Source organism: Geomicrobium sp. JCM 19037, assembly GCF_000698105.1.
In the GTDB taxonomy this organism is placed as follows: domain Bacteria; phylum Bacillota; class Bacilli; order Bacillales; family Marinococcaceae; genus Geomicrobium_A.
This window is the reverse complement of record NZ_BAWZ01000007.1, coordinates 96,837-109,785: the sequence shown is the minus strand read 5'-3', so window position 1 is coordinate 109,785 and position 12,949 is coordinate 96,837. Positions and strand designations below refer to the sequence as shown.

Below are 12,949 nucleotides of genomic sequence, written 5' to 3'. Positions count from 1 at the left end.
GGGCTTCCATTCTGCGATCGAGTTTACGCTTTATAGCGATTTTAACGCTCTTTTTCCGAAACTTGCGCGCAGCTTCTCCCAACCGGAGCGCAGATTCAACCTAATCCCAACAACTTATGACACGTCGCCCCCACCAGGGGGGGCGAACCAAAACCGGTCTCGGTTCGGCGCGGTTCGCGCCGACAGCATTTTGGCACTTCGACTCGAGGCGTGGGACCCTGTAGATCTGCGCTCTAGTTCACGCGTTCTGCGATCAAGTTTGCGCTTTTTATCGATTTTAACGCTCTTTTTCCAAAACTTGAGCGCAGTTTGTCCCAACTGGAGCGCAGATCGAACCTAATCCAAACACCCTAAGACACATCGGCCCCCGCCGGGGGCCGAACCAAAACCCGCCCCCCTCGGCGCGGCTCGCGCCGACAGCATTTTGCACTTGGGCTCAGGGTGAGGAGCAGTGGGATTTCATCTCCCCCGAAACCTCACTACATACGATTCGTCTCGAGCCAGCTCTCGACTTCCTCGACGACTTCTTTGACGCAACCGTCTTCGAATGGAAGGGTGAGGCCGGCGCTCTTGACGAGTTCAGTGAAAGACTTTGAACCGCCTAATTTGCAGAGAGCAAGATAATCGTTCCAGGCGGCATCTCGGTCTTCGTTCATGCGCTTCCAAAACTGCATGGCACAAATTTGCGCAAGGCTGTAGTCGATGTAATAGAACGGGGCACCGTAGATGTGGAGCTGTCGCTGCCAAAGGGCGCCACCACCCAAGTATTCGTTGCCGCCATAATTCTTGTGCGGCAAGTACGTTTCTTCTAGGCTCTTCCACGCGAGTTTTCGCTCAGCGGGGGTCATTTCTGGATTGGCGTACACGATGTGCTGGAATTCATCGACAGCAACGATGTACGGCAATGCCTGCACTTCTCCAGCAATATGGCTGTATAAATATTTGTCTGTGTCTTCCTTGAAGATGTTGTTCATCCAAGGGTACGTGAAATACTCCATGCTCATCGAATGAATTTCAGCGGCTTCCATCGTTGGCACTAAGTATTCCATGACGCCGAGGTCGCGGCTTTCATAGTTTTGGAGAGCATGTCCAATTTCATGGGTTAGCACGCCAACATCTCCTGCCGTTCCGTTAAAATTAGCAAAGACGAACGGCACGTTTTCATTCGGCAAAAATGTGCAGTACCCGCCGCTTTCCTTCCCATCGCGGCTCTGCACGTCCATCAGATTTTGGTCTAGCATTAGCCGGTAGAAATCTTTCGTTTCGGCGGACAATTCATCATACATGTCGCGCCCTTGCTCGAGCACCCAATCATCATCGCCCTTTGGCTTCGGATTACCGTCAGTAAACTGAAACCCTTCGTCATAATACATGAGCGAATCCACACCGATGCGCTGTCGCTGCTCTTCCCATAACTTCGATGCAAGCGGCACAATATGATCTCTCACCTGTTTCCTAAACTGAATTACTTCATCCGGACCATAATCTGTTCGACTCATTCGTGCATACGCAAGCGAGGTAAAATTATCAAACCCAAGTTGCTTAGCTATCTTTGTCCGCACCGCCACCAACTCATCGTAAATACGATCTAGTTCCGCTTCATTTTCATGCATGAAAGACGTGCGCGCCTTCACCGCCCGTTCGCGCACACTTCGGTCTGGATCCTGCTCGAACGGTTGCAGCTGCGCCAGCGTATATTCCTTTCCATCAAAACGAATCTTAGCAGACGCAATTAGCTGCGAATATGCCGTCGTTAACCGATTTTCTTCTTGCAACTCCCCGACAATCTCCGGGGAGAACGTACGCAACTCCAAATCCTTTAACCGGAACAATTGCGGGCCATACTTCTCTTCCAGCTGCGGACGGAACTTCGCATCTACGAGCGCCCGTGAAAACAGATTAAACGCCTCGCCCAATTGCGGCATCTGCTCATCTAGAATCGCTTTTTCCTTTTTATAGAAAACATCTGTCGTATCCATCGAATGACGAATCATCGCCAAGGTTCCTTGTGTATACACATCGCTTTTCAATACAGTCATCTTGTCAAATAGCTCTACTTGTCGCTCAAAAGATTCCGCGTCATTAAAAGCGTCTGTAATTTCTTTCGTGCGCACATTCACGTGCTCAACATCAATTCCGACATATTCAATATCATGAAAGCTCTTCATCTCATATCACCTCGTCTTGCTTATTCGACATATCATTCGAAATCCCTGCACTTGAACGCTGATTCATCCGGTCATATACCTCGAGCATTTTATCGTTTGGACGCGTAAATCGGCTAACGAACAGAATAATGAGAAATGCAGTTGCAACCGTCGGAATCATCGGATCGACCTCTTCCGGCCAAACACCAACATATTGCAAAGCCGTGGCACCGATGGCGATGACCCCACCAGAGAGAATGCCTGCCCAAGCGCCCGCTCGCGTCATATTCCGGTAGAACATGCTGAGTAAAATGACGAGCCCACCGGCGCTTCCGGCAATCAAATAGGCGAGATTCATCATTTCCATGATATATCCGGGACGAGCAATTCCAATGGGTACAGATAACGCCGCTAAGCCTAGAACGATCAGCTTCGTCACGACGAGCATCCGAGCTTCAGAAACGTGCCGATGAATCATTTTTTGGTAAATGTCTCGACCTAAACTAGACGCACCGGCGAGCAGCCAAGAGGTGGCGGAGGTGAGGACGGCCATGAACATACCGGCCATCGCGATGCCGATGATGATCGGTGGCGCATACTCATACGTGTATGCAATCCAGAGCATTTCTGGGTCGGCAATGTTAGGAAATAGTGTGCGCGCATACATTGCCGAAATGAAAAATAGGGTGAGGGCAGGCAAATAGATGACAGCAACGGCAATCCCCGCTTTAATGATTTCTCGTTCATTCACAGCTGAGTAGAATCGGGTCAAATACCCAGGATTGCCTAAGTATCCGAACAACCAAATAAAAAACCATGAAAAAGCCATCATTGCGGACAGTTCACCGCTGGAAGTGAAATAGTCGGGGGATTCACTTTGAATGGTCGTGACGACCGACGACCAGCCGTCACTTGCGGAGATGAGAAACGGCATCGTCACGAGGAGGGAACCGATGATAATAAACGTTCCAATAAAGTCGGTCTTTAAGATGATGACCATCCCGCCAAACACGGTAAAGATGACGACAATCGCTGCGGTCATAAGCGTGCTTTGTGCATACGTAAAGCCAAACATCTCTCCGAACAACAGGCCGCCTTGCACGTATAAGGACCCGAGCAGGATGACCATCCAGACCGAGACGATGATGGAAAATACCGGACGGAGCAACGGGCTATCAAACCGTGCCGCGAGGTAATCAGAAATCGTTAACTCACCGAAACGTCGTAATTTCGGACCGACTAAGAAGCAAAGAACGAAATAACTCCACGCAATACCTGCTGGAATCCACATCGTTCCTGCCCCAAAATCATAAAACCAGGCCATCATGCAAGAAACGTCGCCCCGCTCACCCCTGAGGCAAATAACGATCCCGTTAGCAAATACCAGCGTCCACTCCGAGCGGCAACATAAAATGACGTGAGACCTTTAGACTGCAAGTACGAGTTCACACCTGTAACAATCATGATCACGAACACAATCGCTACTCCTACATAGATCAACGCATTCACCTCCTACTTTTTTCCCACGGAAAACGTTCATGCTTGAGCCAATAGCCGCCAAGCACAAAAGATAGCATGACAGGCACTAGGCAAAAAACGAGCAAAAGCGTCATGTCTCCCATATCCTCACCTCCAGTTGCTGGAACATTCGAGAAGTAAAGAAGATCTCCTTTTTTCCGCACAAAAAAAGCCCGGTTCACCGAACCGGACCCTTACCCTCATTCATAAAGTTCATAGACCGCCTGCCCAGCAAGAACGGTGTCTCCATTCGTTTTTACTGTGCCAATATCAAACGTCAAATGCGTCCCGTCTCGCTCAGTCAACGTGGCAGTGAGCGTTAGTACGTCGTCTAGAAATACCATGCCGCGAAACCGGATGTGGTAGTCAGTGACGAGACCGTCCTCAAGATACGGGGTAAACAACTGCGTCAAGTTGCCCATCGTCCACATCCCGTGGGCGATAATGCCTGGCAATCCCGCATTCTCCGCCTCCTCATCAATCGTATGAATCGGATTAAAATCACCTGAAGCACCCGCATACTTAATTAAATCCAGTCGCGATACCGGCGGAAGCGTCACCGATTTCAGCTCCTCGCCCGGCTGCATTGTGCGCATCGTCATACACGCATCATCCTCCTGACCGCCGCCGAAATAATAATCACTTGCTCGGAAGTAAAAATCGCTTCACCCGCATCATCAAGCCCATGGCCACCGAGCGTAAGAATGCCCATCTGCCACTTTTGCCGCTTTTTCTTCATAATTCTTCACTTCGAGAAAACAGTAGACGTCTTCTCCTACAAGAAGAGGGCGTGTATAGTGATACCTTTGTTCACCGTGAATTAAGCCCTTTGGCGGGAGCACCAGCCCTTCGATCGCGCCATACGCGAATACGCGGGGAAACGTTGGCGGTGCGATGTTTTCACCGAAGCGAGAACGCTGACCATATGCCTCGTCGATGTAGAGCGGGTGCAAGTCACCAATCGCCTCTGCAAACTTCTTCACTGCTCCGCGCTCGACCGTGTTCTTCACCTGTTCAGATCGTTTTCCAATCGACTGTTCAAACATTCGATCCCTCCTTTACGCCTTCGGTCCGCCTGCCACATAGATCACTTGCCCGCTCACAAACGATGACCTTTCATCGGCAAAGAACGCTGCTGTGTTCGCAATGTCTTCAGGCTTGCCGCTACGGGCAACCGGGATCTCTTTCGCTCTCGCTTGCACGAAGTCGTCAAAATCAACGCCAATTCGCTCTGCCGTCGCCCGCGTCATGTTCGTTTCGATAAAGTTTGGGGCAATTGCATTTGCCGTAATGTTGAATTTGCCTAGCTCAATCGCCAACGTCTTCGTGAACCCTTGTAAACCAGCCTTCGCGGTAGAATAGTTCGCTTGACCACGATTTCCGAGTGCGGATGTGGACGAAATGTTGACGATTCGGCCATACTTCTGTTCGACCATGTATTTCTGGGCCGCTTTTGTCGCAAGAAACGCCCCTTTCAAATGAACGTTCATCACCATATCCCAGTCATCTTCCGACATCTTAAAGAACATGTTATCGCGGATTACCCCGGCATTGTTCACCAGGATGTCCAATTGGCCATAGCTTTCAACGATTTCTTTCACTGCCGCTTCCACTTGTTGTTTATCGGTCACATCGGCTTGCAGTGTCTTCGCTGCTTGGCCTTTGTCAGCAAAGTAGGCGCTCGCGGTGGACAGATGGTCTTCGTTAATGTCGATAATGGCCACATTAGCCCCGTCATCGGCAAAGCGCTTGGCGATGGCGAGTCCGATGCCGTGGCTGCCACCCGTGATGAGTGCGGTTCTTCCCGTTAAGTTTCCCATGTCAATTCCTCCGTTTCACCGTTACATAATGCAAGAATAGTGCCAGTTTGTATGTCTCGTCGTGGGGCAAGCTGAGCGGGTCATCGATGCATATTTGAATTGTTTGATACATGAATGAATTAAATAAATTGTCCGAGTTTCACGTGACCTTTGAGCAAGTTTCTACTGATAATGAGCCGCTGAATCTCGTCTGTCCCGTCATAAATTCTCCATAGCCTTGCTTCTCGGTACCAACGTTCAATCGGCAGCTCTTTCGTATACCCCATTCCACCGTGAATTTGTAAGACACGGTCGATAATGTCGTTACCTTTCGTTGCACCGTATAGCTTCGCCATTGACGCAAGGTGTCGGTTATCTTCACCGTTATCCAAGCTAAATGCGGCGTTCAGAACGAGCCAGCGCGCTGCTTCTAGTTCAACTGCAGAATCAGCGATTTGCCATTGAATGGCTTGGCGATCAGCGATCGGTCGGCCAAAAGTTTCTCGTTCTTTCGCGTAATCAATGGCCATGTTCAGCAATCGCTCCGCCGAACCGACGGCTCTTGCTCCTACGATCCAGCGGGCAAAACCAATCCACTCGAGCCCAAGGTCGTACCCTTTATGAATATCACCAAGAATATTCTCCTCAGGTACACGCACATCATCAAAGAAAAGAGAGGCCGGCCCCCATTCACCCATCGTGTGGATGTATTCGGACGTCCAACCCATCGAGCGATCTGCAATAAAGCACGTCACCCCTTCGCGACCGGTACGCTCGTGCAACTCGCGATCGGTGATAGCAATTACCATGACGAAGTCTGCCTCGTTTCCGCCGGTAATGAACGTCTTTTCACCGTTTAGTACCCACTCATCTCCGTCTTTGAACGCCGTCATCTTAATGTTTTGAGTATCAGATCCTGCACCAGGTTCGGTTATAGCAAAACACGATTTTTTGTCCCCTGCGATTGTTGGGAGTAAGTACTTCTCCTTTTGCGCATCGTTGGCGCGATACAAAATGATATCTGCTGATCCACCGAAACTAAACGGCACAAACGTCTTTGATACTTCCATTAAGACGATTGCGAGCATCATTTGCCCGAGGTCTGCCCCGCCGTACTCGGCTGGCGTATTAATTCCCCAAAATCCTGCATCTTTCGCTTTTTTCTGCAGCTCGTTAACCTTTTCAACAGAAAGGCTTGGTTTTCCTTCTAATTCGTTTCTCAAAACGTCATTCTCTAGCGGCATGAGCTCTTTCTCCACAAACCTACGAATCGTTGACTGCACCATCCGCTGTTCTTCCGTCAGGCGTAAATCCATCTGTACCCACTCCTTATTTTTATTGTCTTTCGACGAGCAAAGCAATACCTTGACCGCCGCCAATGCATGCCGTAATCAGCCTTGACGCGCTTCTCTTCGTTCCAACTCATAGACCATTTTCGTGATAAGCATTCCTCCGTTGCGGCAATTGGGTGTCCATGAGCAATCGCTCCGCCGTTCACGTTCAGCTTGGCGTGATCAAACTCCAGTTCGCGGTCAACAGCAAGTGTCTGGGCTGCGAAAGCTTCATTGCATTCTATGAGATCTATGTTGACGAGCGTCTCTCCGGAACGCTTCAACACTTTTTGGACAGCGGGCACTGGGCCGATGCCCATAATGTTCGGATCAACGCCAGCAACCGCCCAATTTTTGACGGTAGCCATCGGCTTAAGGCCACGACGGCGAGCCTCCTTTCCGCTCATCAATACGAGTGCTGACGCCCCGTCATTCACACCTGAGCTGTTGCCTGCCGTCACGGTTCCCTCTTTTTTAAAGACAGGAGGCAACGTCGACAACTTAGCTAGCGTCACGTCTGGTCGCGGATGTTCATCAACGCTGAAATCATCAATGGCTATGATTTGACTGTCGAAACGTCCTTTTTTCTGTGCTTCACCCATCCGCTCTTGGCTTCGGATCGCGAACTCATCTTGTTCTGCTCGGCTGATCCGATACTTCAATGCTAAGTTTTCTGCAGTAATTCCCATCGGTGGGTTTCCGATTTCCTCTGGCGCGAGGCGCGGCTTAAAGAATGTCGGTTCACGGCCGTGAACATTGAGCAAGTGCGGTCGCAATGACATACTTTCCGTGCCACCGGCTACAACGATCTCACCGTGCCCGCTAGCAATTCGTTCCGCAGCGAGTGTCACACTGTTAATGCCTGATCCGCATTGACGATCAATCGTTAATCCAGGAACGGTATAAGGAAGCCCCGCTTCTAGCGCTGAAACACGGGCTTGGTTTCCACCGCCGCTTAAACAGTTCCCAAAGATGACGTCATCAACATCCTCCCCTTCTACTCTTGCACGATTGAGCGCTTCTTGAATGACTGCGCCTCCGTACACGGCAGGTTCGAGTTCGGAAAGCGTACCACCTTTTTTACCGATTGCCGTGCGACCGGCCGAAACGATTACAACTTCAGACATTTGCACCCTCCCTTAGCAGCTTAAATGTGCCGCTACCCTTCGCAATTTGGTTTCCATCTTCGTCATGGATAAAGCCATCAAGTGCTGCTAGTTTGTAACCCATGTGCAGCACTTGACAACGAGCCGTTATCGTTCCGCTGTTTACCGGAGATAGATAGTGAATGTTCAACGTGACCGTCACGTTTTTGCAGCCCGTTAAGTGATGGATGGTCGCGCCAAAAACGTTGTCTAGCATCGTGGCATGTATGCTCCATGTAGTGAGCCATTTCTATTTAGATGTTCATTACTGATGGTCAATTCCATATAGACGCCTTCAGGATCACAAACCCCACTACGAAAACCGAGCTGTTCGTAAAATGGACTGTGTTTCTCCATACTCATCTCCCCTTTTTCTATCTAAAAGCCTCTGAAGTAACTATTCAGGATCGACAATAAGAATCTCTCCATCTTCTACATATGAGAAACGTAACTCTGTATTCATTCCACCGAGCTCGTCAATGTCGGTTACACGATAAACGAGCTGTTCTGACGGTACGTTATTTAACCCGTCATTAAGTGAAGCCATGATTTCGGTGGCATCTTCAACCGTTCCTGCAGCAATCATCGCTTCTTTAAGAATCATGATCGAAAGATAATGATAACCTGCCTCAGAACCAGGCTCTCTTCCGATTTCCTCTTGATAATCGTCGATGAAAATTTGATTGCCGTCATGAACGTCGTAGATGAGCGGAGGAACGCCAACTGCACCTTCAATGACTTCTTCACTTCCCTCTCCAATAATTCGCTCAATTTCATCAATTTTTGCTTGGTCCATGACGATAAATCCACCTTCAAAACCGAGCTCTCTCGCTTGCTGCATTACTTGAGCGGTTGGCTCCGAAGATCCTCCAACAAATAACACATCAGGATCATCACTCAACGCATTCGTGATCGTTGTAAAGAAGTCTGTTTCGCGGCTGAAATCAATGCTACCGTCATAAACGATTTCCCCGCCCATCTCTTCCCATAACGGTCCCAACTCCTCTGCCCAGTCCATTCCATACTGGGTACTTGGGGGCAGCATTGCCAGCTGGTTCCCAAACCGCTCCATCGCATATTCAGAGAAGGGTCGAGCGTAGAGATCATAGGTCGGGGGAATCCGCCACGTCAGATCATTTCCTTGGTCAGTAAGGTCTGGTTCACTCGAGTAAGCGCCAATCATGAACTGTTCATCTTCATTAAATACTTGTGAGGCGTAAATCCCACCACTATGTGGAATATAAACAATTGGTGTGTCGTACTCTTGCGATAACCGTCGTGCATTCACACCCGCTTCGTTCGGTAAATATTGATCATCGAGGCTGACGAGGTTAAACGAGTACATTTCCCCGCCTACTTCAAACCCTCCTGCTTTGTTCACCTCATTCACAGCGACCGACAACCCACTCAATGTGTTATCTCCATAAAAAGCAGCCGCACCTGACAAAGGTCCAGAGTAGCCGATGTTGACCACTTCGGTTCCTTGTGCTTCTATAACTTCCTCAGGCTCCACTTCCTCGTCTGGGTTTACATCCGCTTCTGGCGTATCACCCTCACCACCATTAGATACAATCGTCTCGTCAGCGTCACATGCACTTGCAATCAACAGCGTTGTCACTCCTACACTCATCATGATTTTTTTCATTTTGAACAGCCCCCTTAACGTTTAATTACGCACCAATATAGGCTTTTCGAACTTCATCATTTTCCAGCAACTGTTCCCGAGTGCCTTCAATCACAATTCGACCATTCTCAATGACATAACCACGGTCGGCAATCCGAAGTGCGGCATTCGCATTCTGCTCAGCAAGCAACACCGTCGTTCCTTGTTTGTTGATCTCTTCAATCACGTCAAACACTTGTTTTGTAATTAATGGCGCAAGTCCGATCGACGGTTCATCAAATAACACTACTTTTGGCCGGGACATGAGTGACCGTCCAATCGCAAGCATTTGCTGCTGTCCACCGCTAAGAGATCCTGCGTTCTCTTTTTGTTTTTCTTTTAGGATTGGAAAGAGCTCATACACTTGTGCGAGCACATCGCTCGTTGCTTTCTTGTTTCTGCGAACGGCGTATGCACCCATTTTTAGATTTTCAAACACACTCATTTGTGGAAAGAGCTTTCTTCCTTCTGGACAGTGCCCAATGCCCATCTTCACGAGGCGACTCGCCGAACGACCACCAATCGATTTCTCGTGAAGCGTCACCTCTCCTTGCGTCGGCTTATTCAAACCACTAATGGTTCTGAAAATCGTACTCTTTCCCGCCCCATTTGCGCCAAGCAACACAACGAGCTCTCCTTTAGCTACGGAAAGCGAAACGTCAGCGAGGGCTTCATACATGCCGTAACGCACCGACACATCACGTAGCTTCAGCATGAGACGCACCTCCTCCCAAGTACGCCTCAATGACCGTTTCATTATTCTGAATTTCTTCTGGCGTCCCTTCCGCAATTTTTTTGCCGTAGTTTAGCACAACGATATGATCGGCAAGCCCCATAATCATCTGCATTTTATGTTCAATTAGACAGACAGTCAGCCCACGATCGACCATTTTTCGGATTAACATCGCGAGACCATCTGTCTCATCAGGATTGATGCCAGCCGCTGGCTCATCCAGAAACACAATTTCTGGATCCGTCGCAAGTGCAAGTGCAACAGCAACCCGCTTTTTGGCTTCTTGAGAAATATCTTGGACGAGGCGGTCGGCTTGCCCCGACAGCTCAACAAAGTCCAACACTTCTTCAGCGGTTTGGCGACACTTCTCTTCTTCACGCTTGAGCCTTCGTGTCTGAAATATCGCATCAAATACCGTTGAACTCGTGCGCAGGCGGTGACCGACAATGACATTGTCCAGTACCGATGCCGTCTCAAACAGATGGGTCGTTTGAAACGTTCTTGCGACGCCGAGCTTGGCAATTGAGTACGGGCGCTTTTTCGTAATGTCCTCCCCGTTGAATCGGATCGTGCCTCCGGTCGCTGCATGATAACCGCTAATGACGTTGAATAATGTTGACTTCCCTGCGCCATTCGGTCCGATGATGGCAGTGATCTTCCCTTTTTCAATACGTACGTTCACATCATTAACAGCTGTGAGCCCTCCAAACTGTTTTGTCAGTCCACTCGTTTCAATGAGCATTAATCTCCCCCCTCATATGTGGAACCTTTTTCCTCGAACTCGTGTTGCCGCTTTTTATACGCGCGCTTCGCCTTCCATACGAGATAGCCACCGACAAGACCACGCGGATAGAAGATCACAATCATAACGAGTAACGGACCGAAAATGAGCATCCGATAATCTTCCATAAATTGAAGTGATTGCGTCAAAATTACGATTAAGAGCGTACCAACGACTGGACCGAATAACGTACCGAGCCCGCCTACGAGCGCAAATGTAAGCATGTCAAACATCATCATCGTGTACGAAATATCGGGTCCGATAAAACGTGTGAATGAAGCATATAGCGCCCCGGCAAGTCCCGCTAGAAATGTAGACAACACGAAGGAAATTAACTTTTGCTTCATCGTATTAATACCAATCGTTTGCGCCAATTCCTCAGAATTACGGATCGCCACATACGTCCGACCGACAATCGATTCGGTTAAGAACTTCATGAATAAGACGGTCAGAACGAGAAAGACGAGCACGAGATAGTACGACGACGTACTGCTGTTAAAGGTGAGCATGCCAATCGGAGCAAACCCTTCTATGCCGATTAAGCCACGCACCCCACCCGTGAGCGCATCCCATTCATAAATAAAGAGGTAAATAATATAACCAACACAGAGCGTATAAATCGCGAAAAAATGTTCTTTCGTGCGCAGAGCGATGAGCGACAAGGGTACCTGCAACCGTCGTAATGATTAGAGCGAGTAGAAAAGCGAGCCAATACGGAACGCCTCCATCAACAGTGAGCAACCCGAGTGAATAGGCCCCAATCGCGAAAAATCCAGCATGGGCAAGCGACAGTTGCCCAGTATAACCTCCAATTAAGTTCAGCCCAAACACAGCAATTGCATAAATGAACGAAAGCCCTACCACATAAATGAAATATTGATTATCTGTAAATAAAGGGAAAAGCAACGCAACACCTAGAAAGAAAAGAGGCAATCGCTGTTTCTTCAGTGCGGTCTTCATTTAATGCGCCCCCTTTTTCACAAATAACCCTTGAGGTCTGATCGTCAAAATAATGACGAGCAGCAAGAAGGCAATTAGATCACTGTATGCGCTCGATATGAACGTCGCCCCGAGACTTTCTGAAAAGCCTAAAATATATCCGTCAACAATGGCCCCAGGCACACTCCCCATTCCACCAATGATAATAATGACAAAGGCTTTCAATATAACGAGATGCCCCATCCCCGGATATACGAGGTTGATCGGTGAAGCAATCGATGCAGCGATCGCAGCTAGTGCTCCGGAAATGAAGAACGTAAGCATCGCTACCCGATTTGCATTGATGCCAACAAGAAAGGCGCCCTCACGGTTTTGCGACATCGCAACAATAGCTGAACCGACCATCGTTTTCTTTAAGAAGAGTTGTAGCAATAGCATCGCAATGACAGCCGCAACGATAATCATCACCCGCTGCCACGTCACGGTAATGCCTAAAAATGAAACCGTGTCAGCAAACGGCGTCGACATCGCCCGGTACTCAGCGCCCCATATGAACTGTACGAGCGCCTCCAAAAATAATAAAATCCCGATGGCTGCAATCTTGTCATGAATCGGTGGGGAATGCCTGAGTGGATGAAAGACGATTCGCTCCATCAACATCGCAATCGCTCCAACGACGACGATCGAGACCGCCATCGCGACGAAATACGGCATGCCTAACAACGCCATGGCCATGAGCGTTACGTATCCGCCAACCATATACAATGCCCCGTGAGCGAAGTTTGGAATGTGCAGAATGCCGTAAACAAGCGTCAATCCAAGTGCGACCAAACTGTAAACGCTTCCAACCGTTAGTCCATTAAACAGTTGCTGAGCTAAAACATCCATTCGCT

General features: G+C 49.0%; 12 protein-coding genes and 3 pseudogenes. All 15 read right to left on the bottom strand.

The features are described 5' to 3' along the window. Positions 1-479: 479 nt before the first annotated feature. Entirely contained in the window at positions 480-2,168 is a 1,689-nt protein-coding gene (locus tag JCM19037_RS05940; RefSeq protein ID WP_042398888.1) for a M3 family oligoendopeptidase, read from the bottom strand. Between the two features lies 1 nt (position 2,169). After that, entirely contained in the window at positions 2,170-3,474 is a 1,305-nt protein-coding gene (locus JCM19037_RS05935; RefSeq protein WP_081829095.1) for a sodium:solute symporter, read from the bottom strand. Continuing rightward, the gene (locus JCM19037_RS25560; protein ID WP_193744153.1) at positions 3,471-3,647 is read right to left on the bottom strand and encodes a hypothetical protein; all 177 of its coding nucleotides are present in this window, start codon (positions 3,645-3,647) and stop codon (positions 3,471-3,473) included. Before JCM19037_RS25560 ends, JCM19037_RS05935 begins: the two co-directional genes overlap by 4 nt. 218 nt (positions 3,648-3,865) lie before the next feature. Next, positions 3,866-4,267, bottom strand: a complete 402-nt coding sequence (locus tag JCM19037_RS05920; protein WP_042398879.1) for a MaoC/PaaZ C-terminal domain-containing protein — start codon at positions 4,265-4,267, stop codon at positions 3,866-3,868. Then, a pseudogene (locus JCM19037_RS05915) lies at positions 4,264-4,711 on the bottom strand (MaoC family dehydratase N-terminal domain-containing protein). The gene JCM19037_RS05920 and the pseudogene JCM19037_RS05915 overlap by 4 nt, the downstream one beginning before the upstream one ends. A 12-nt stretch (positions 4,712-4,723) precedes the next feature. Next, complete coding sequence (locus tag JCM19037_RS05910) at positions 4,724-5,485, bottom strand: SDR family NAD(P)-dependent oxidoreductase (protein ID WP_042398876.1); 762 nt, start codon at positions 5,483-5,485, stop codon at positions 4,724-4,726. Between the two features lie 119 nt (positions 5,486-5,604). Continuing rightward, positions 5,605-6,780 (bottom strand): acyl-CoA dehydrogenase family protein, encoded by a 1,176-nt coding sequence (locus JCM19037_RS05905; RefSeq protein ID WP_042398873.1) that lies wholly within the window; start codon positions 6,778-6,780, stop codon positions 5,605-5,607. A 19-nt stretch (positions 6,781-6,799) separates the two neighbouring features. Then, positions 6,800-7,922: pseudogene (locus JCM19037_RS05900) on the bottom strand (acetyl-CoA C-acyltransferase). Beyond that, entirely contained in the window at positions 7,915-8,157 is a 243-nt protein-coding gene (locus JCM19037_RS22180) for a PaaI family thioesterase (RefSeq protein WP_052363591.1), read from the bottom strand. The pseudogene JCM19037_RS05900 and the gene JCM19037_RS22180 overlap by 8 nt, the downstream one beginning before the upstream one ends. Continuing rightward, entirely contained in the window at positions 8,151-8,297 is a 147-nt protein-coding gene (locus JCM19037_RS25555) for a hypothetical protein (protein WP_193744152.1), read from the bottom strand. The genes JCM19037_RS22180 and JCM19037_RS25555 overlap by 7 nt, the downstream gene beginning before the upstream one ends. Before the next feature lie 40 nt (positions 8,298-8,337). Beyond that, positions 8,338-9,585, bottom strand: a complete 1,248-nt coding sequence (locus JCM19037_RS05890) for an ABC transporter substrate-binding protein (protein ID WP_042398871.1) — start codon at positions 9,583-9,585, stop codon at positions 8,338-8,340. A 25-nt stretch (positions 9,586-9,610) separates the two neighbouring features. Next, the gene (locus JCM19037_RS05885) at positions 9,611-10,318 is read right to left on the bottom strand and encodes an ABC transporter ATP-binding protein (RefSeq protein ID WP_042398869.1); all 708 of its coding nucleotides are present in this window, start codon (positions 10,316-10,318) and stop codon (positions 9,611-9,613) included. After that, complete coding sequence (locus tag JCM19037_RS05880; protein WP_042398867.1) at positions 10,302-11,078, bottom strand: ABC transporter ATP-binding protein; 777 nt, start codon at positions 11,076-11,078, stop codon at positions 10,302-10,304. The genes JCM19037_RS05885 and JCM19037_RS05880 overlap by 17 nt, the downstream gene beginning before the upstream one ends. Continuing rightward, positions 11,078-12,077: pseudogene (locus JCM19037_RS05875) on the bottom strand (branched-chain amino acid ABC transporter permease). Before JCM19037_RS05875 ends, JCM19037_RS05880 begins: the two are co-directional and overlap by 1 nt. After that, a complete protein-coding gene (locus tag JCM19037_RS05870) occupies positions 12,078-12,944 on the bottom strand; it encodes a branched-chain amino acid ABC transporter permease (RefSeq protein WP_042398864.1) in 867 nt (288 codons plus the stop codon). Positions 12,945-12,949: the final 5 nt, after the last annotated feature.

Coding starts and splice junctions, on each gene's coding strand:
- JCM19037_RS05940 (WP_042398888.1), bottom strand. CDS start 2,168: ATGAAGAGCTTTCATGATATTGAATATGTCGGAATTGATGTTGAGCAC.
- JCM19037_RS05935 (WP_081829095.1), bottom strand. CDS start 3,474: ATGATGGCCTGGTTTTATGATTTTGGGGCAGGAACGATGTGGATTCCA.
- JCM19037_RS05920 (WP_042398879.1), bottom strand. CDS start 4,267: ATGACGATGCGCACAATGCAGCCGGGCGAGGAGCTGAAATCGGTGACG.
- JCM19037_RS05910 (WP_042398876.1), bottom strand. CDS start 5,485: ATGGGAAACTTAACGGGAAGAACCGCACTCATCACGGGTGGCAGCCAC.
- JCM19037_RS05905 (WP_042398873.1), bottom strand. CDS start 6,780: ATGGATTTACGCCTGACGGAAGAACAGCGGATGGTGCAGTCAACGATT.
- JCM19037_RS22180 (WP_052363591.1), bottom strand. CDS start 8,157: ATGCTAGACAACGTTTTTGGCGCGACCATCCATCACTTAACGGGCTGC.
- JCM19037_RS25555 (WP_193744152.1), bottom strand. CDS start 8,297: ATGGAGAAACACAGTCCATTTTACGAACAGCTCGGTTTTCGTAGTGGG.
- JCM19037_RS05890 (WP_042398871.1), bottom strand. CDS start 9,585: ATGAAAAAAATCATGATGAGTGTAGGAGTGACAACGCTGTTGATTGCA.
- JCM19037_RS05885 (WP_042398869.1), bottom strand. CDS start 10,318: ATGCTGAAGCTACGTGATGTGTCGGTGCGTTACGGCATGTATGAAGCC.
- JCM19037_RS05880 (WP_042398867.1), bottom strand. CDS start 11,078: ATGCTCATTGAAACGAGTGGACTGACAAAACAGTTTGGAGGGCTCACA.
- JCM19037_RS05870 (WP_042398864.1), bottom strand. CDS start 12,944: ATGGATGTTTTAGCTCAGCAACTGTTTAATGGACTAACGGTTGGAAGC.